This window comes from Pseudolysinimonas sp., assembly GCF_044239695.1.
Classification (GTDB): domain Bacteria; phylum Actinomycetota; class Actinomycetes; order Actinomycetales; family Microbacteriaceae; genus Pseudolysinimonas_A.
Genome location: NZ_JBIIAW010000009.1, coordinates 1 through 16,052 on the forward strand (window position 1 = coordinate 1; position 16,052 = coordinate 16,052).

The following is a 16,052-nucleotide window of genomic DNA, read 5'->3' on the forward strand; positions in this document are numbered from 1 at the left end:
TGTGCCGGCAGCTTCTCGCCGCGGGCATCACCCCCGTGCTGTCGCCCGACGAGCACCGCGACCTGATCGACGCCGCCCCCGACCTCGAGACGGTGGCCGTCCTCGGCCTCGACGTCGCGCAGCACGAGCTCGAGCTCGTCATCGTCCTCGGCGGCGACGGCACGATCCTCCGCGCGGCCGAGCTCGCCCGGGGCTGCGACGCCCCGCTGCTCGGGGTGAACCTCGGCCACGTCGGGTTCCTCGCCGAGGCCGAGCGCGAAGACCTGCGCGCGACGGTCGAGCGCGTTCTCGCTCGGGACGACGTCGTCGAGGAGCGCATGACGCTCTCGGTGCGCGTCAAGGTCGACGCCGAGGTGGTCTACGAGACCTGGGCGCTCAACGAGGCCTCGGTCGAGAAGGCGAGCCGCGAGCGATCCCTCGAGGTCGCGATCGAGGTCGACGGGCGGCCGATCTCCACCTTCGGGTGCGATGGGGTCGTGATGTCGACACCCACCGGGTCCACCGCCTACTCGTTCTCGGCCGGCGGGCCCGTCGTCTGGCCGTCCGTCGAAGCGCTCCTCATGGTGCCGTTGTCGGCGCACGCCCTCTTCGCTCGGCCGCTCGTCGTCGGCCCCGAGTCGGCTCTCGCGGTGGAGCTGTTGCGCCGCACCCCCGGCACGGGCGTGCTCTGGGCGGACGGGCGCCGCACGTTCGACCTTCCGGCGGCGGCGCGCGTGGTGGTGCGGCGTTCGCCGATCCCGGTGCGCCTGGCCCGCCTCAGCCCGCGCCCGTTCGCCGAGCGACTCGTCAACAAGTTCGGTCTGCCGGTCGCGGGCTGGCGCGGCCCGACGTCGGAGGAGCCGACCGCAGCAAGGCGAGCCGCGGGGAAGCAGGCAGGTTCATGATCGAAGAGATCTCGATCCGCGATCTCGGCGTGATCGGCGAGGCGCGCCTGCCGCTCGGTCCCGGGTTCACGGCGCTGACCGGCGAGACCGGCGCGGGCAAGACCATGGTCGTCACGGCGCTCGGGCTGCTGCTGGGCGAGCGCGGCGACAGCGGGGCCGTGCGGTCCGGCAGCGCGCAGGCCACCGTCGAGGGCCGCTGGCAGGTCGCGGCCGACGGTCCCGTGGCCGACCGGGTTCGGGATGCCGGCGGCGACGTCGACCCCGGTCCCGACGGTCGCGCGGATCTCGTGCTCGGGCGATCGGTCGGCAGCGACGGCCGCAGCCGCGCGACGGTGGGAGGGCGCTCGGCACCGGTCGGTGTGCTCGCCGAGCTCGCGCCGCAACTCGTCGTCGTGCACGGCCAGTCCGAGCAGATCCGTCTGAAGTCCGCGGTCGCCCAGCGCGAGGCCCTCGACCGGTTCGCCGGCGCGCCCTTCGCGGCCGTGCTCGGCGACTACCAGGACGCGTTCCAGCGCTGGCAGACCGACCGCGGAGAACTCGACGTGCTCATCGCCGAACGCGACCGACGGGTGCGCGAGGCCGAAGATCTGCGGTTGGCGATGACCGAGATCGAGGCGGCCGCGCCGCAGCGGGGCGAAGACACCGCGCTCGCCGAGCAGGCCGAACGCCTCACCAACCTCGAAGACCTCCGGATCGCGGCGACCGAGGCTCGGGAGGCCGTCTCCGCGCAGTTGAGCGACAGTGCCGTCGGCGACGGCGGCGACGCGTCGGCCCTCGTCGACGCCGCCCGCCGCTCGCTCGACCGCGTCGTGAGCCACGATCCCGCCCTCGCGCCGATCGCCGAGCAGCTGGCCGCCGCCTCCTTCGCCCTCGCCGAGATCTCCGGATCGCTCTCCAGCTACCTCGGCGCGCTCGACGCCGACGGGGCGCGCGAGCTCGAGGGCATCCAGGAGCGCCGCGCGACCCTCAACGGACTGATCCGGCGCTACGGACCCACCCTCGACGACGTCGTCGACTATCTCGAGTCGGGCAGCACGCGACTGCTCGAACTCGACAGCGACGCCGACCGCATCGAGCAGCTCGGGATCGAGGTCGACGAGGGCCTCGCGCGCGTCCACGAGCTGGCGGCGCGGTTGACCGAGTTGCGCCGAGCCGCGGCGGCCCGTCTGGAGGACGCCGTCTCCGCCGAGCTGCGGGAGCTCGCGATGCCCGATGCCCGGCTCACGATCGAGGTCACGGAGCGCGACCTGACTCTCACCGGACAGGATCAGGTCACGATCCTGCTCCAGCCGCATCCCGGTGCCGAACCGAGGCCGCTCGGCAAGGGCGCGTCGGGAGGCGAGCTCTCGCGCGTCATGCTCGCGATCGAGGTCGTGCTCGCCGGCTCCGACCCGGTTCCGACGTTCGTCTTCGACGAGGTCGACGCGGGCGTCGGCGGTGCGAGCGCGACCGAGATCGGGCGCCGGTTGGCCCGGCTCGCGGAGTCGGCGCAGGTCATCGTCGTCACCCACCTCGCCCAGGTGGCCGCGTTCTCGACGAACCATCTCGTCGTCGAGAAGGGCACCGACGGCTCGGTCACGACCAGCAACGTGCGGCTCGTGCACGCCGACGACCGCGCGCTCGAGATGGCGCGCCTGCTGTCGGGATCGCCCGACTCCGAGCATGCCCTGGCTCACGCGCGCGAGCTTCTGGAGCAGGCACACGGCCAGTGGGTGTGAGAGTGACGCCGACGCGCGTGTCTCAGCGCACCCGGTCCGCGGTGGCATAGGCTGAAACCCCGTGGTGATCAATTCGGCGCGATACAGTGCAGGCCCGGTTCGTACCAAACACATCTTCGTGACCGGGGGTGTCGTCTCCTCCCTCGGTAAGGGCCTCACCGCCGCGTCGCTGGGCAATCTGCTCACGGCACGCGGGCTCCGGGTCAAGATGCAGAAGCTGGATCCGTACCTGAACGTCGATCCGGGCACGATGAACCCGTTCCAGCACGGCGAGGTCTTCGTGACCGACGACGGCGCCGAGACCGACCTCGACATCGGGCACTACGAGCGTTTCCTCGACATCAACCTCGATCAGGCGGCCAACGTCACGACGGGCCAGATCTATTCGCGGGTGATCGAACGCGAGCGCCACGGCGAGTATCTCGGCGACACGGTGCAGGTGATCCCGCACATCACCGACGAGATCAAGCGCCGGATGCGGCTCCAGGCCGAGCCGCCCACCGACGGAACCGCGGCGCCGGACGTGATCATCACCGAGATCGGCGGCACGGTCGGCGACATCGAGAGCCAGCCGTTCATCGAGTCCGCCCGGCAGGTGCGCCACGAGCTCGGCCGGCAGAACGTCTTCTTCGTGCACGTGAGCCTCGTGCCCTTCATGGCGGCGTCGGGGGAGCAGAAGACCAAGCCCACGCAGCACTCCGTCGCGGCACTGCGCTCGATCGGCATCCAGCCCGACGCGCTCGTGCTGCGCAGCGACCGCCCGGTATCGGAGGGCAACCTCCGCAAGATCGCCCTGATGTGCGATGTCGACGAGCGCGCCGTCGTGAACGCGGTCGACGTGCCGAGCATCTACGACATCCCGACGATGCTGCACGACCAGGGCCTCGACTCCTACATCATCGAGCAGCTCCACCTCCCGGCCGGGAAGGTGGACTGGGACGGCTGGCAGGACCTGCTGAAGACCGTGCACGACCCGAAGCACGAGCTGACGATCGCGCTGGTCGGCAAGTACATCGACCTGCCCGACGCCTACCTGTCGGTGACCGAGGCGCTCAAGGCGGGCGGCTTCGCGCACGAGAGCAAGGTCGTCGTCAAGTGGGTCGCTTCCGACCTCTGCGAGACGCCCGAGGGCGCGGCGGCCGAGCTGGGTGACGTCGACGGCATCCTCGTGCCCGGCGGGTTCGGCGTGCGCGGCATCGAGGGCAAGCTCGGGGCGCTGCGGTTCGCGCGCGAGAACAAGATCCCGACGCTCGGAATCTGCCTCGGCCTGCAGTGCATGGTCATCGAGTACGCCCGGGATGTCGTCGGTCTGACGGGCGCCTCGTCGAGCGAGTTCGACCCCGACACCGAGTTCCCGGTCATCGCGACGATGGCGGAACAGGTCGACCTGATCGCCCGCGGCGACCTCGGCGGCACGATGCGGCTCGGCCTCTACGAGGCGCGTTTCGAGCCCGGCTCGATCGTCGAGGGACTGTACGGCAGCCCGACGGCCTCCGAGCGGCACCGCCACCGCTACGAGGTCAACAACACCTACCGCCAGCAGATCGCCGACGCCGGCCTCCTGTTCTCGGGGATCTCGCCCGACCGGTCGCTCGTCGAGTACATCGAACTGCCCGTCGACGTGCACCCGTTCTACGTCGCGACCCAGGCGCACCCCGAGCTCCGCTCGCGCCCGAACCGCGCGCATCCGCTGTTCCGCGGGCTGATCGGGGCCGCGCTCGAGCGTCAGCAGGCGAGCCGGTTGTTCGAGGTGTCGGACCCGGGGGAGGCGCCGATCGTGCCGGTCGACCCGGCCGAACCCGCCGCGCAGCCGACCGCGGTCTGACAATGGATCGCGACGCGGTACTCACGGGTCCGCTCGAAGACCTCGCCGACCCCGCGACGCTCGTCACGCGCGAGACGGCGTTCAGCGGCCGCGTGTGGGACATCGTGCGCGACACGGTGACCTTCGGGGGGTCGCCGATGACGCGCGAGTACATGTCGCACAGCGGCGCGGTGGTGATCGCCGCGATCGACGGCGACGGTCGACTGCTGCTCATCAACCAGTACCGGCAGCCGATCGCGACGCGCTCCTGGGAGCTGCCGGCCGGTCTGCTCGACGTGCCGGGCGAGAACCCGCTCGAGGCCGCGAAGCGCGAACTCGCCGAAGAGGCCGACCTTCTCGCCGCCGACTGGCGCCGGCTCGTCGCGTACCACCCGTCCGCCGGGGGCAGCGACGAGCTGATCACCGTGTTCGTGGCGCGCGACCTCTCACCGGCACCCGACGTGCACGAGCGCACCGACGAAGAAGCCGAGATCGTCCTGCGCTGGGAACCGGTGGATGCCGTGGTCGCTGCGATCGCGGCCGGAAGGCTGCGCAACGGCCCGCTGATCGCCGCCGCGTTGATGGTGCATGCCGGCCTCTGATCTCGCGGACGAACTCGACCGCTACCTGCGGCATCTCGCGATCGAGCGGGGCCGCTCCCCGCACACGCTCGCCGCCTACCGGCGTGATCTGACCCGATTCCTCGAGGCGTTGCAGCTCGAGGGAGTGAAGGTTCCGGCCGGGGTGACGTCCGAACACGTGACGAGGTTCGCCCGCAGTCTTCGTGAGGGCCCCGATCCGCTCGCGGCATCCTCGGTGGCCCGCATGCTGTCGAGCGTGCGGGGCTTCACCCGGTTCCTGGTCGACGAGGGCCGCATCCCGACCGATCCGGCGGTCGATCTCGTCGCGCCGAAGCAGGCCGACCGTCTGCCGAAGGCCCTGACGATCGCGCAGGTCGAAGCGCTGCTCGCAGCGACCGACGCGGATGAGCCCGGGTCGCTCCGCGACCGCGCGCTGCTGGAGTTGTTGTACGCGACGGGTGCCCGGGTGTCGGAGGCCGTCGCGCTCAACGTCGACGATCTGGTCGGGGTCGACGGCACCGCCGACCTGGTCCGCCTGTTCGGCAAGGGATCGAAGCAACGTATCGTGCCGGTCGGCAGCTACGCGCGTTCGGCCCTCGATGCCTACCTCGTGCGGTCCCGGCCGCTGCTGTCGGTGCGCGGGCGGGCGACCCCTGCTCTCTTCCTCGGGATGCGCGGCGCCCGGATGTCGCGGCAGAGCGCCTGGCTCGTGATCCGCGCCGCGGCCGAACGGGCGCATCTCGCCGACGAACTCGGCGAGCACGGGATCTCGCCGCACAGTCTGCGGCACTCCTTCGCCACCCACCTGCTGCAGGGCGGGGCGGATGTGCGGGTCGTGCAGGAGCTGCTGGGGCACGCGAGTGTCGCGACGACGCAGATCTACACGCGGGTGACGGCCGACGCCCTGCGGGACATGTACGTGACGGCGCATCCCCGCGCGCGCTGAGACTTTCACCCTCAGGTTGAACTAGACCCGAACCTGTCTACGGCGCGCGCGTTCCTGCCGAGCCACGCCCGGACACCGACATACACTCGGGCCATGGTGGGGCACCGGGAGGATCTGACCGAGTTGCAGGGGCTCGAGGCTCCGCAACTCGGACCGACGGGACGCCCGGCGAGCTTCTTCCCGGATCCGATCCCGCTCAAGGGTCACGGACCCGCCCGGATCATCGCCCTGTGCAACCAGAAGGGCGGCGTCGGCAAGACGACGACATCCATCAATCTGGGCGCGACGCTCGCGGAGTACGGCCGGCGGGTGCTCGCCGTCGACTTCGACCCGCAAGGCGCGCTCAGCGCGGGACTCGGCGTGCCGACCCACGACGTGCCGACGATCTACGAACTGCTGCTGGGGTCGAACACCGCGGCGTCCGATGTGATCGTGCAGACCTCGACGCCGGGACTCGACGTGATCCCCGCGAACATCGACCTCTCGGCCGCCGAGGTGCACCTCGTCAACGAGGTCGCCCGCGAACAGATCCTCGCCCGGGTGCTGCGCCAGGTGTCGGACAAGTACGACGTCATCCTCATCGACTGCCAGCCCTCGCTCGGTCTGCTCACGATCAACGCCCTCACCGCCGCGCACGGGGTGCTGATCCCGCTCGAGTGCGAGTACTTCGCGCTGCGCGGCGTCGCACTCCTGGTGGAGACGATCGAGAAGGTGCGCGACCGGCTGAACCCCGCCATCCGCCTCGACGGCATTCTCGCGACGATGTACGACGCCCGCACGCTGCACTCCCGCGAGGTGTTGCAGCGCGTCGTCGAGGCGTTCGGTCCGCAGGTGCTCGAGACCGTCATCGGGCGCAGCGTCAAGCTGCCCGACGCGTCGGTCGCAGCGGAGCCCGTGACGATGTTCGCGCCGGAGCACGCCGTCACCGAGTCGTACCGTCAGCTCGCGCGCGAACTCATCACCCGCGGCGCCGTCGCGTAGCGCGACGAACTCCGTCTAGACGTTCAGCGGTGCGCCGCAGCTCGAGCACGTCTCGCGCACGGCGACGATCATGAAGCAGTTGGTGCAGGTCACCTCGCGGAGCGCCGGGATCGCGGCTTCGCGGATCCGGGGTGCCGCGGCGCGCGCACGGGGTTCGCGGCGGACGGTGACGGTGGTGCGCGGCGCCCGGGCCGGAACCCCGCCGTCGGCCGGCAGGTCGGTGGCGTAGGCGCGATAGCAGAGAAGCCGCTCCATCGCGGCGTCGTCGTCATCGGTGTCGAGCACGCAGAGGGCGGCCAGCGGCGGCTCCTCGCGGCGCTGCGCCTCGGCCGCGACGCGTTCCAGCAGCTTCCGGATCCAGAACCCGGGGGCCTGGTCGGTGGCGATCCCCGACTCCTCCTGGACGTGCGCGGCCAGGTCGTCGGCCGAGAGGAGCGCGTGATACGTCGCCGCCGTGGTGAGCAGCGCCTCCCGTGCGGCCGGGGTCCAGGCAGTGAGAGCGTCGGCGTTCGAGACATAGCTGCCATTGGCGCGATGGGGCATTCGGGCTCCTTCCCGCTCTCGACCTTACGCGGGCTCACTAAGCTCGGATTCCATGCGGGCTGCGACGGGGACGGTGGACGACGCCGCGACCGAGCCGGACGGTGCGACCGCACCGGCGGGTTTCCGCCTGACCCTCTCGAATTTCGAGGGACCGTTCGACCTGCTGCTGTCGCTCATCGCCAAGCACGAACTCGACATCACCGAGATCGCTCTGAGCACCATCACCGACGAGTTCATCTCGTACCTGCGCGGGATCGACACCGAAGACGAGCTCGATCAGGCCAGCGAGTTCCTCCTGGTCGCCGCCACCCTGCTCGATCTCAAGGTCGCCGGCCTGCTGCCGCAGGGCGAACTGGTGGATGCCGAGGACGTCGCGCTCCTCGAAGCGCGTGACCTGCTCTTCGCCCGCCTGCTGCAGTACCGCGCGTTCAAGGAGGCGGCCGCCTGGTTCGCCCGCGGGATCGAGGCCGAGTCGACGCGCCACGTGCGGTCGGTGCGCCTCGAGGAGAAGTTCCGCAAGCAGACCCCCGAACTCGTCTGGACCCTCAGCCCCGCCGACTTCGCGGCGCTCGCCACGCTCGCTTTCGCACCGCGGGAGATCCCGACGGTCGGTCTCGACCACCTGCATGCTCCGCTCGTCAGCATCCGCGAACAGGCCGCCCACGTCGTCGCGCTGCTGCGCCAGGGGCGCCCGGTCACCTTCCGGGAGCTCATCGCCGGCGTCGACCACACCCGCGCCGATCAGCGCGGCGTCGTGATCGCCCGGTTCCTCGCCGTCCTGGAGCTCTACCGGCACGCGGCGATCTCGTTCGAGCAGATCGAGCCGCTCGGCGAACTCACCCTCACCTGGTCGGCGCAGCACTGGACCGACGACTCTCTCGCCAGCCTGGGATCCGACTATGACGCCTGACATCACCACCAGCCCCGACATCACCACCAGCCCTGACACCACCACCAGCCCTGACACCACTACCAGCCCCGACATCGACGCCGAGGTCACCGAGGATGCGCCCGCGCGGCCTCCCGTCGATCTGGAGCGCGCTCTCGAAGCGGTGCTCATCGTCGCCGACGAGCCGCTCCCGTTGGTCAGCCTCGCGACGGCGCTGAACTCGCCGATCGCGGCCGTCCGGCAGTCGATCGAGCGTCTCGTCGCCGACTACGACGGGGCCGACGGGGGACCGGTGCGCGGCTTCGAGCTGCGCGAGGTCGGCGGCGGCTGGCGGATCTACGTGCGGCCCGCCTACGACGACGTCGTGAAGGAGTTCGTCCTCACCCAGAACCCGACGAAGCTCTCCCAGGCGGCACTCGAGACGCTCGCGGTGATCGCCTACAAGCAGCCGATCAGCCGCGGCGCGGTCGCGGCGATCCGCGCGGTCAACGTCGACTCGGTCGTGCGCACCCTGCTCGGCCGCGGCCTCATCCAGGAGGCGTACACCGACTCCGAGACCGGCGCGATCCACTACGAGACTTCGCCGCTGCTGCTCACCTCGCTCGGGATCAACTCGCTCGACGAGCTGCCGAAGATCTCGCCGCTGCTCGCCGACGGCAGCGACGGCTTTGAGGACCTCACGTGAACGACCTCGTCAGCGACTCCCGCGGCGAAGGGGAGCGCCTGCAGAAGGTGCTCGCCGCGGCCGGCGTCGCCTCGCGACGCGTCTGCGAGCAGTACATCGCCGAGGGCCGGGTCGCGGTCAACGGCGAGATCGTCACCGAGCCGGGCCGCCGGGTCGATGCGTCCGTCGATCAGGTCGCGGTCGACGGCGTCGCCATCCAACTGGATGTCTCGAAGCGCTACGTGATGCTCAACAAACCGGTCGGCGTCGTGTCGTCGATGGCCGACGACCGGGGCAAGCGCGACCTGCGGGAGTTCACCGCCGACTACGAGGAGCGGCTGTTCAACGTCGGCCGCCTCGACGCCGACACGAGCGGGCTGCTCATCCTCACCAACGACGGCGACCTCGCCCAGGTGCTCGCGCATCCCTCGTTCGGGGTCGAGAAGACCTACATCGCGACCGTGCAGGGGGTCGTCTACCCGGCGGCGCTCAAGAAGCTGCGCGAGGGTTTCGACCTCGAGGACGGCCCCATCCGCGCCGACAAGGCCCGCCTGGTGGGGGAGGCGTCGCAGGGCCGCGGCACGCCCGACCGCAGCATCGTCGAGATCACCCTCCACTCGGGACGCAACCGCATCGTGCGCCGCATGCTGGATGCCGTGGGTCACCCCGTCATCGAACTGGTGCGCCGACAGTTCGGTCCGCTCCACCTCGGCACCCTCGCGTCGGGACGCACCCGCGACCTCGGTAAGCTGGAGCTGGGTCAGTTGCTGACGCTTGCGCGCACGCCCCGGGAGTCCACCGACATCCACCCCTCCGCCGATACCCAGGATTGATCCGATGACCGCTGCACGCCTGAGCACTTCCCTGGGCGACGGCGGCTCCGTGCGCATCGTCGGCACCGGTCTGCTGGGCACGAGCATCGGTCTCGCCCTGCGCGCGCTCGGGCTCGACGTCATCCTCGCCAACCGGTCGCCCGCGGCCCTGCGGCTGGCGATCGACTACGGCGCGGGACGTCCGGCCGCCGACGGCGACGCTCCGGCGCTCGTGATCGTCGCGGTGTCGCCCGATTCGACCGCCGACCTCGTCGCCGCCGAACTCGACGCGCACCCGCAGGCGCTCGTCACCGACGTGGCGAGCGTCAAGGCCGGCATCCTCGCCGACCTGCTGGCGCGCGGGGCGGACACGTCGCGCTACCTCGGGTCGCACCCGATGGCGGGCCGCGAGCGCGGCGGGGCGATCTCCGCGCGCGCCGACATCTTCCTCGGCCGCCCCTGGGTGATCGCGCCGCACGCTCTCTCGACGGCCGCGCAGGAGCGGATCCTCGAAGACCTCGCCCTCGACCTCGGCTCGACGCCGGTGCGGCTCGGCCCCGACGAGCACGACCGCGGGGTCGCGCTCGTCTCGCACGTCCCGCAGGTCGTCTCGTCGCTCCTCGCCGCGCGGCTCCTCGGCGGCAGCGACGCCGTCCCGGCCCTCGCGGGTCAGGGTCTGCGTGACACGACCCGCATCGCGGCGAGCGACCCGGAACTGTGGATCCAGATCCTCGGCGCCAACGCCGGCCCGGTCGCCGAGGTGCTCGAAGCGTTCCGCGACGAACTCGACGGGGTGCTCCAGGCGCTGGCCGCCCCGAACGCCCCCGGTGCCCCGACGCGGCTCGCCGGCATGCTGACGCGTGGCAACCAGGGCGTGGCGCGCATCCCCGGCAAGCACGGCAGCGACGCGCGCTATGCGAGCCTCGTGGTGCAGGTCGCCGACGAGCCCGGGGAGCTCGCCCGCCTGCTGACCGAGATCGGCGAGGAGGGGGTCAACATGGAGGACCTCCGGCTCGAGCACTCGCCGGGCGCGCCGATCGGTTTCGCCGAGATCGCGGTCCTGCCCGAGGTCGCGTCCACCCTCGGCGACGCGCTCCTGGCGCGCGGCTGGCAGCTCTCCGGAGGAACCTCGTGACCGCCACCACCCCGCTCGTCGTCGCCGTCGACGGCCCCGCCGGCAGCGGCAAGTCGAGCGTCAGCCGGGCCGCGGCATCCCGGCTCGGGTTCGACTTCCTCGACACCGGGGCGGCGTACCGGGCCCTCACCTGGCTCGCCCTCGAGCGCGGCACCGATGTCACCGACACCGACGCGGTGATCGCGCTCGTCGACGATCTCGCCTATCGCACGATCCCCACCCCGGGCGGCACGGTCGTGTCGGTCGGCGACACCGACGTCACGGCGGCCATCCGCGAGCCGCGGGTGACGGCGGTCGTCAGCGATGTCGCGCGCATCCCCGAGGTGCGCACGCGTCTCACCGAGATGTTCCGCGCGATGATCGCCGCGACCCGCGAGACGGGCATCGTCGTCGAAGGCCGCGACATCACCACGGTCGTCGCCCCCGACGCCGCGGTGCGCATCCTGCTCACCGCCGACGAAGACGTTCGGATCGCGCGCCGCTCGCGCGAACTCACCCCCGAGAACGCGGCCAGCGCCGCGCACCTGCGGGAACGCGACCAGAAGGATGCGGCCGTCGTCGACTTCCTGACCGCCGCACCCGGAGTGACCACCCTCGACTCGACCGACCTGGACTTCGAGCAGACGGTGAACGCCGTGCTCGACCTGGTGGAGGCACCACGATGACCGACCCGACCCCCAACACCGACGGCCACGCCGACGACGACGACTTCGACGCCGAACTCGACCCGGCGCTCTCCGAGCGTCTCGACGCCCTCGACGACGACCTCGCCGAGCAGCGCGCCGCCTCGCTTCGGGCCGGGCTCGCCGACTACGAACTCGACGACGAGGATCTCGACATCCTCGAGATCGCCGAGGCCGGACCGGACGGCATCACCTATCTGCCCGCGCTGCCGGTGCTCGCGATCGTGGGCCGGCCGAACGTCGGCAAGTCGGCGCTCGTCAACCGCATCCTCGGTCGCCGCGAAGCGGTCGTCGAAGACAAGCCGGGCGTGACCCGCGACCGCGTCTCGTACAAGGCCGAGTGGCTCGGGCGACGGTTCACCCTCGTCGACACCGGCGGGTGGGAGCCCGACGCCAAGGGCATCAACGCCTCGGTCGCCGCGCAGGCGGAGGTCGCCGTCGACCTCGCCGACGCCGTGCTGTTCGTCGTCGACATCAACGTCGGGGCGACCGCGACCGACGAGCACGTCGTGCGCATGCTGCGGGCCTCGAAGCGCCCGGTGATCCTCGTCGCCAACAAGTCCGACGACGCCGTGCGCGACACCCAGGCCGCGGAACTCTGGAGCCTTGGTCTCGGGGAGCCGTGGCCGGTCTCCGCGATCCACGGCCGCGGCGTCGCCGATGTGCTCGACGAGGTCATGAAGCTGCTGCCGCAGGTCTCGGCCGTCGCGAAGCAGGAGATCGGCGGGCCGCGGCGCGTCGCGATCCTCGGTCGCCCGAACGTCGGCAAGAGCTCGCTGCTCAACAAGGCCGCCGGCGAGGAGCGCGTCGTCGTCGACCCGACGGCGGGGACGACCCGCGACCCGGTGGACGAGAACATCGAGCTCGCGGGGCGGATCTGGACCTTCGTCGACACCGCCGGCATCCGCAAGCGCGTGCACCTGCAGCACGGTGCCGACTTCTACGCGTCGCTGCGCACCGCGACGGCGCTCGAGAAGGCGGAGGTCGCCGTCGTCGTGTTCGACATCACGGAGGAGATCTCGACCCAGGACCTCCGGATCGTCGACCTCGTGCTGGAGTCGGGGCGCGCGCTCGTGCTCGCGTTCAACAAGTGGGACCTCCTCGACGACGAGCGACGCCGCTACCTGGAGCGCGAGATCGAGCAGGACCTCGCGCACGTCGCCTGGGCGCCGCGCGTCAACATCTCCGCCCGCACCGGGCGCCACCTCGAGAAGCTGGTGCCCGCCCTCGAGACGGCGCTCGAGTCGTGGGACACCCGGATCCCGACCGGCAAGTTCAACGCGCTCCTCGCCGAGATCACCGCCGAGCACCCGCACCCGGTGCGCGGGGGGAAGCAGCCGCGCATCCTCTTCGGCACGCAGGCCGCGACCCGACCGCCGACGTTCGTGCTGTTCACGACCGGCTTCCTCGACCCGGGCTACCGACGCTTCATCCAGCGGCGGCTGCGCGAGGTCTACGGATTCGCGGGCACCCCGGTCGTGGTCAACATGCGGGTGCGGGAGAAGCGCAAGCGCTGACGCCCGGCATACCCTGCGACCTCCGAGGTTGGGGGCGGATGCTGGAGGCATGAACGCCTGGACTGCCGAGCGCTCCCGCAACTTCGGGAGCATCGCCGACCTGTACGAGCGCGTGCGGCCGGGCTATCCGGTCGAGGCTGTGGAGTGGCTGCTGCCCGAGGCGGCGCGTCAGGTGGCCGATGTCGGCACCGGCACGGGGAAGCTCACCGACGCCGTGCTTGCGTCGGGTCGGGAGGTGACGGCGGTCGACCCCGACCCCGGGATGCTCGCCGTCCTCGCCAGCAAACACTCGGGGGTTCTCACCGTATCCGGCTCCGCCGAGCATCTTCCGTTGCCCGACGCCTCGTTCGACGCGGTGACGTTCGGACAGTCCTGGCATTGGGTCGACCCGTCCCGCGGGAGCGTCGAAGTCGCCCGGGTGCTGCGCCCGGGAGGGGTGCTCGGCCTGTTCTGGAACATCCGGGATGCCCGGGTGCCCTGGGTCGACGAGCTGGCCGACATCCTGGGTCATCAGAGCGCCGATGAGCAGATGTTCGCCGCCGGCGGTCCTTTCGTGCACGACCCGCTCGTGCTCGACGATTCGGCGGAGTTCGACTGGGTGTCGACCCTCGACGTCGCCACCCTGGTCGATCTCGCCGCGACCCACGGCTTCGTGATGACGGCGTCGGAGAACGACCGGCTGCGGATGCTCGAGGAGGTCGCTGTTCTGGGAGACCGCGTTGCCGATGCGTCGGGCGTGGTTCGGCTGCCGTATCGTCTGCATGTGCACCGTTTTCTCTCGGCCGCCTGATGGATGCTCTCGTGACCGCGGCGACGCGGCTGCTGCAGCCCGTCGAACCGCTGTTCCTCCGCCTCGACCGGATCGGGGGAGGACGTCGGCTCGCGGGGTTGCGGATGCGCCGCGACGACGCGTCGCGCGATCGGACCCGTCGCGGTTTCGCCGGCATCTTCTGGATCCTCGCGGCGGAAGCCCTCATCGGCGTGATCGCGCTCGTCGTCGCCGTCGTGTTCGCCGCGACCGGGCATCCCGAGGCGCCGGCCGTCTGGTTTCGCACGATCGCCGTGCTCGCGATCACCGTGGCCCTGCTCTACTTCGCGTGGCGCGCATGGCTCGGCTGGTACTGGGCGTATGCCCGGCTGCGGTTGTTCAGCCGCATCTTCCCGATCGTGACGCTCGTCGTCGCGGCGTGGCCGGGGCTCTACCCGTTGTGGATGACCATCGAGCAGATCGTGTTCAGCCTGCTGCTCATCGGGGTGGGCGACATCCTCACGAGCGACCACTTCCGCGAGACGTTCCCGCGCCCGCACCGCGGTGCCGACGACGAGCCGGCCTAGCCCTGCGAGCCCCGGACGTCCCAGGTGTACGGACGGCCCAGGTGTACGGACGGCCCAGGTGGAGAGGGGCGGACCACACGGTGACCGCACGTACGTTCGTGAGCGACGAGCCGGTCACCGTGTTCCGCGACATCACGCGACGGGATTGACCCCGGCGTCCGTTGTGACCGAAACGGGATCGACTACCTCGCGGCCCTGGTGACCCCGCTTTCGGGGAGTGCGCGGTCGGCTTCGGCCGCGAGTGCGGACGGCTCCGGGCTGTGTGGCATGTCTGGCAGCCAGCGCGTCCCCCAGGCGTCGAGAAGGGCCAGCACGGGGCGCAGTTCCGTTCCTGCGGGGGTCGAGTGGTATTCGAATCTCGGTGGTCGATCCGAGTACTGACGCTTCTCGAGAACCCCCTTCGCGACCAGGGTCGTGAGCCGCCTGCTGAGGATGTCGCGAGGGGCTCCCGTGTTGCGTTGGATCTCGTCGAAGCGATGGACTCCGAAGTGGATCTCCCGAAGCACGAGAAGACTCCACCGTTCGCCGACCACGTCGAGTGCGGACGCGATCGAACACTCGCGCGGCTGCGATCCTGCGGCTTTCATCGACCCATGATATTCCATGCGTTTGGTTTCCGTACTCACCATGCTAGATTGTGAGTCCGAAAATCAAACTATCGGAAGAGGAAGTCATGCTCGGCACAATCGTCAGTACTCACCGCGACCAGGTCACCATCCACACCTACACCTCGCCCGAGGCCGGTCTCGAAGCCAACACCCACATCGTGGCGCTCGCGACGCAGACGCTCGTGCTGGATACGCAGTACGGACGAGCCTTCGCCGATGAGGCAGCGGAGTTCGCCCGCAGTCTCGGCAAGCCGGTCACGCGCGTCTACATTTCGCACGATCACCCCGATCACTTCTTCGGGACGGCATCCTTCTCGGCGCCCGCGTACGCGCTTGCAGAGACCCGCGCGTCGATCGACGCAATAGGCCCCGGGGCCCTGGCTGGCGCGCAGGCGGCACTGGGAGACGCCGTCCCCGAGACTCTCGCGGCACCCTCGATCACCGTCGAGCCGGGAGAGGAGGTCATTGACGGCGTGCGGTTCGTCTTCACCTCCATCTCGGACACCGAGGCTGGCACCATCCTCGTCATCTCCCTGCCCGACGAAGGGATCGTTTTCGCCCAGGATCTGGTCTACAACAACCTGCACCTCTACATCGCCGAGCACCATCTCGACTCGTGGCGCAGCCAGGTTCAGTACCTGAAGGCTCAGGGCTTCGGCACCGTCCTTCCGGGGCACGGAGCGCCGGGCGGCAGCGAGCTCTACGACTTCGTCCTCGCCTATCTAGACGTGGCCACCCCGGCGCTCGCAAGCGCCACGGACGGCGACCAGCTCAAGAAGGCCCTGATCAGCGCTTTCCCCGAGGCGGGCGGCACCTCGCTGCTCGACATCCAGAACCGGTACATCTTCCCCGCGGTGTAGGGAGTCGCGCGGACGGCCTGGAAGTCCTCCTCGCACCGCGCGCACAACCCCTCGGCGTGTCGCCGTCGACAACCAGGCTTGACGCGCCGCCT

Annotated in this window: 17 protein-coding genes; 15 read left to right on the top strand and 2 right to left on the bottom strand. The window is 70.6% G+C overall.

Annotated elements, in window-relative coordinates; all coding sequences use genetic code 11:
- The 6 genes from ACILQS_RS02655 to ACILQS_RS02680 form a co-directional block, all read left to right on the top strand.
- On the top strand, window positions 1–884 hold an 884-nt coding region (locus ACILQS_RS02655), incomplete at its 5' end, for an NAD kinase (RefSeq protein ID WP_395638549.1).
- Window positions 881–2,602, top strand: a complete 1,722-nt coding sequence (gene recN, locus ACILQS_RS02660; RefSeq protein WP_395638550.1) for a DNA repair protein RecN — start codon at window positions 881–883, stop codon at window positions 2,600–2,602. The genes ACILQS_RS02655 and recN, both read left to right, overlap by 4 nt.
- A 61-nt stretch (window positions 2,603–2,663) precedes the next feature.
- Window positions 2,664–4,427, top strand: a complete 1,764-nt coding sequence (locus ACILQS_RS02665) for a CTP synthase (RefSeq protein WP_395638551.1) — start codon at window positions 2,664–2,666, stop codon at window positions 4,425–4,427.
- Window positions 4,428–4,429: 2 nt separating this feature from the next.
- A complete protein-coding gene (locus tag ACILQS_RS02670; RefSeq protein WP_395638552.1) occupies window positions 4,430–5,008 on the top strand; it encodes an NUDIX domain-containing protein in 579 nt (192 codons plus the stop codon).
- Window positions 4,995–5,933, top strand: coding sequence for a site-specific tyrosine recombinase XerD (locus ACILQS_RS02675; protein ID WP_395638553.1), 939 nt, complete (start codon window positions 4,995–4,997; stop codon window positions 5,931–5,933). The genes ACILQS_RS02670 and ACILQS_RS02675 overlap by 14 nt, the downstream gene beginning before the upstream one ends.
- A gap of 93 nt (window positions 5,934–6,026) precedes the next feature.
- A complete protein-coding gene (locus ACILQS_RS02680; RefSeq protein WP_395638554.1) occupies window positions 6,027–6,914 on the top strand; it encodes a ParA family protein in 888 nt (295 codons plus the stop codon).
- A 15-nt stretch (window positions 6,915–6,929) separates the two neighbouring features.
- Here the strand turns inward: ACILQS_RS02680 and ACILQS_RS02685 are convergent, their stop codons facing one another.
- Complete coding sequence (locus ACILQS_RS02685) at window positions 6,930–7,457, bottom strand: hypothetical protein (RefSeq protein ID WP_395638555.1); 528 nt, start codon at window positions 7,455–7,457, stop codon at window positions 6,930–6,932.
- Window positions 7,458–7,509: 52 nt separating this feature from the next.
- Between ACILQS_RS02685 and ACILQS_RS02690 the strand changes: the two genes are divergently transcribed.
- Genes ACILQS_RS02690 through ACILQS_RS02725 form a run of 8 tightly spaced genes read left to right on the top strand, consistent with a single transcriptional unit; the run spans window position 7,510 to window position 14,492 of the window.
- Window positions 7,510–8,367: a segregation and condensation protein A gene (locus ACILQS_RS02690; protein WP_395638556.1), complete on the top strand. Its 858-nt coding sequence runs from the start codon at window positions 7,510–7,512 to the stop codon at window positions 8,365–8,367.
- Window positions 8,357–9,031, top strand: coding sequence for an SMC-Scp complex subunit ScpB (gene scpB / locus ACILQS_RS02695; protein WP_395638557.1), 675 nt, complete (start codon window positions 8,357–8,359; stop codon window positions 9,029–9,031). Before ACILQS_RS02690 ends, scpB begins: the two co-directional genes overlap by 11 nt.
- On the top strand, window positions 9,028–9,843 hold the full coding sequence (locus tag ACILQS_RS02700) for a pseudouridine synthase (RefSeq protein WP_395638558.1): 816 nt from the start codon (window positions 9,028–9,030) through the stop codon (window positions 9,841–9,843). Before scpB ends, ACILQS_RS02700 begins: the two co-directional genes overlap by 4 nt.
- A 4-nt stretch (window positions 9,844–9,847) precedes the next feature.
- Window positions 9,848–10,957, top strand: coding sequence for a prephenate dehydrogenase (locus ACILQS_RS02705; protein WP_395638559.1), 1,110 nt, complete (start codon window positions 9,848–9,850; stop codon window positions 10,955–10,957).
- Entirely contained in the window at window positions 10,954–11,622 is a 669-nt protein-coding gene (cmk, locus tag ACILQS_RS02710) for a (d)CMP kinase (protein ID WP_395638560.1), read from the top strand. The genes ACILQS_RS02705 and cmk overlap by 4 nt, the downstream gene beginning before the upstream one ends.
- Window positions 11,619–13,157, top strand: a complete 1,539-nt coding sequence (der, locus tag ACILQS_RS02715; RefSeq protein ID WP_395638561.1) for a ribosome biogenesis GTPase Der — start codon at window positions 11,619–11,621, stop codon at window positions 13,155–13,157. The genes cmk and der overlap by 4 nt, the downstream gene beginning before the upstream one ends.
- Before the next feature lie 49 nt (window positions 13,158–13,206).
- Window positions 13,207–13,947: a class I SAM-dependent methyltransferase gene (locus tag ACILQS_RS02720; RefSeq protein ID WP_395638562.1), complete on the top strand. Its 741-nt coding sequence runs from the start codon at window positions 13,207–13,209 to the stop codon at window positions 13,945–13,947.
- An 11-nt stretch (window positions 13,948–13,958) separates the two neighbouring features.
- Window positions 13,959–14,492 (top strand): hypothetical protein, encoded by a 534-nt coding sequence (locus ACILQS_RS02725; protein ID WP_395638563.1) that lies wholly within the window; start codon window positions 13,959–13,961, stop codon window positions 14,490–14,492.
- Between the two features lie 182 nt (window positions 14,493–14,674).
- Here the strand turns inward: ACILQS_RS02725 and ACILQS_RS02730 are convergent, their stop codons facing one another.
- On the bottom strand, window positions 14,675–15,121 hold the full coding sequence (locus ACILQS_RS02730; protein WP_395638564.1) for a winged helix-turn-helix transcriptional regulator: 447 nt from the start codon (window positions 15,119–15,121) through the stop codon (window positions 14,675–14,677).
- Between the two features lie 44 nt (window positions 15,122–15,165).
- Here ACILQS_RS02730 and ACILQS_RS02735 point away from each other — a divergent pair, with 44 nt between their 5' ends.
- A complete protein-coding gene (locus tag ACILQS_RS02735; RefSeq protein WP_395638565.1) occupies window positions 15,166–15,960 on the top strand; it encodes an MBL fold metallo-hydrolase in 795 nt (264 codons plus the stop codon).
- Window positions 15,961–16,052: the final 92 nt, after the last annotated feature.

What these genes read in the sequence shown, in the direction of transcription:
- ACILQS_RS02705 (WP_395638559.1), top strand. Translation starts at nt 9,848, where the DNA reads ATGACCGCTGCACGCCTGAGCACTTCCCTGGGCGACGGCGGCTCCGTG.
- ACILQS_RS02670 (WP_395638552.1), top strand. Translation starts at nt 4,430, where the DNA reads ATGGATCGCGACGCGGTACTCACGGGTCCGCTCGAAGACCTCGCCGAC.
- ACILQS_RS02720 (WP_395638562.1), top strand. Translation starts at nt 13,207, where the DNA reads ATGAACGCCTGGACTGCCGAGCGCTCCCGCAACTTCGGGAGCATCGCC.
- scpB (WP_395638557.1), top strand. Translation starts at nt 8,357, where the DNA reads ATGACGCCTGACATCACCACCAGCCCCGACATCACCACCAGCCCTGAC.
- ACILQS_RS02685 (WP_395638555.1), bottom strand. Translation starts at nt 7,457, where the DNA reads ATGCCCCATCGCGCCAATGGCAGCTATGTCTCGAACGCCGACGCTCTC.
- ACILQS_RS02690 (WP_395638556.1), top strand. Translation starts at nt 7,510, where the DNA reads ATGCGGGCTGCGACGGGGACGGTGGACGACGCCGCGACCGAGCCGGAC.
- ACILQS_RS02730 (WP_395638564.1), bottom strand. Translation starts at nt 15,121, where the DNA reads ATGGTGAGTACGGAAACCAAACGCATGGAATATCATGGGTCGATGAAA.
- ACILQS_RS02675 (WP_395638553.1), top strand. Translation starts at nt 4,995, where the DNA reads ATGCCGGCCTCTGATCTCGCGGACGAACTCGACCGCTACCTGCGGCAT.
- ACILQS_RS02735 (WP_395638565.1), top strand. Translation starts at nt 15,166, where the DNA reads ATGCTCGGCACAATCGTCAGTACTCACCGCGACCAGGTCACCATCCAC.
- ACILQS_RS02680 (WP_395638554.1), top strand. Translation starts at nt 6,027, where the DNA reads ATGGTGGGGCACCGGGAGGATCTGACCGAGTTGCAGGGGCTCGAGGCT.
- der (WP_395638561.1), top strand. Translation starts at nt 11,619, where the DNA reads ATGACCGACCCGACCCCCAACACCGACGGCCACGCCGACGACGACGAC.
- recN (WP_395638550.1), top strand. Translation starts at nt 881, where the DNA reads ATGATCGAAGAGATCTCGATCCGCGATCTCGGCGTGATCGGCGAGGCG.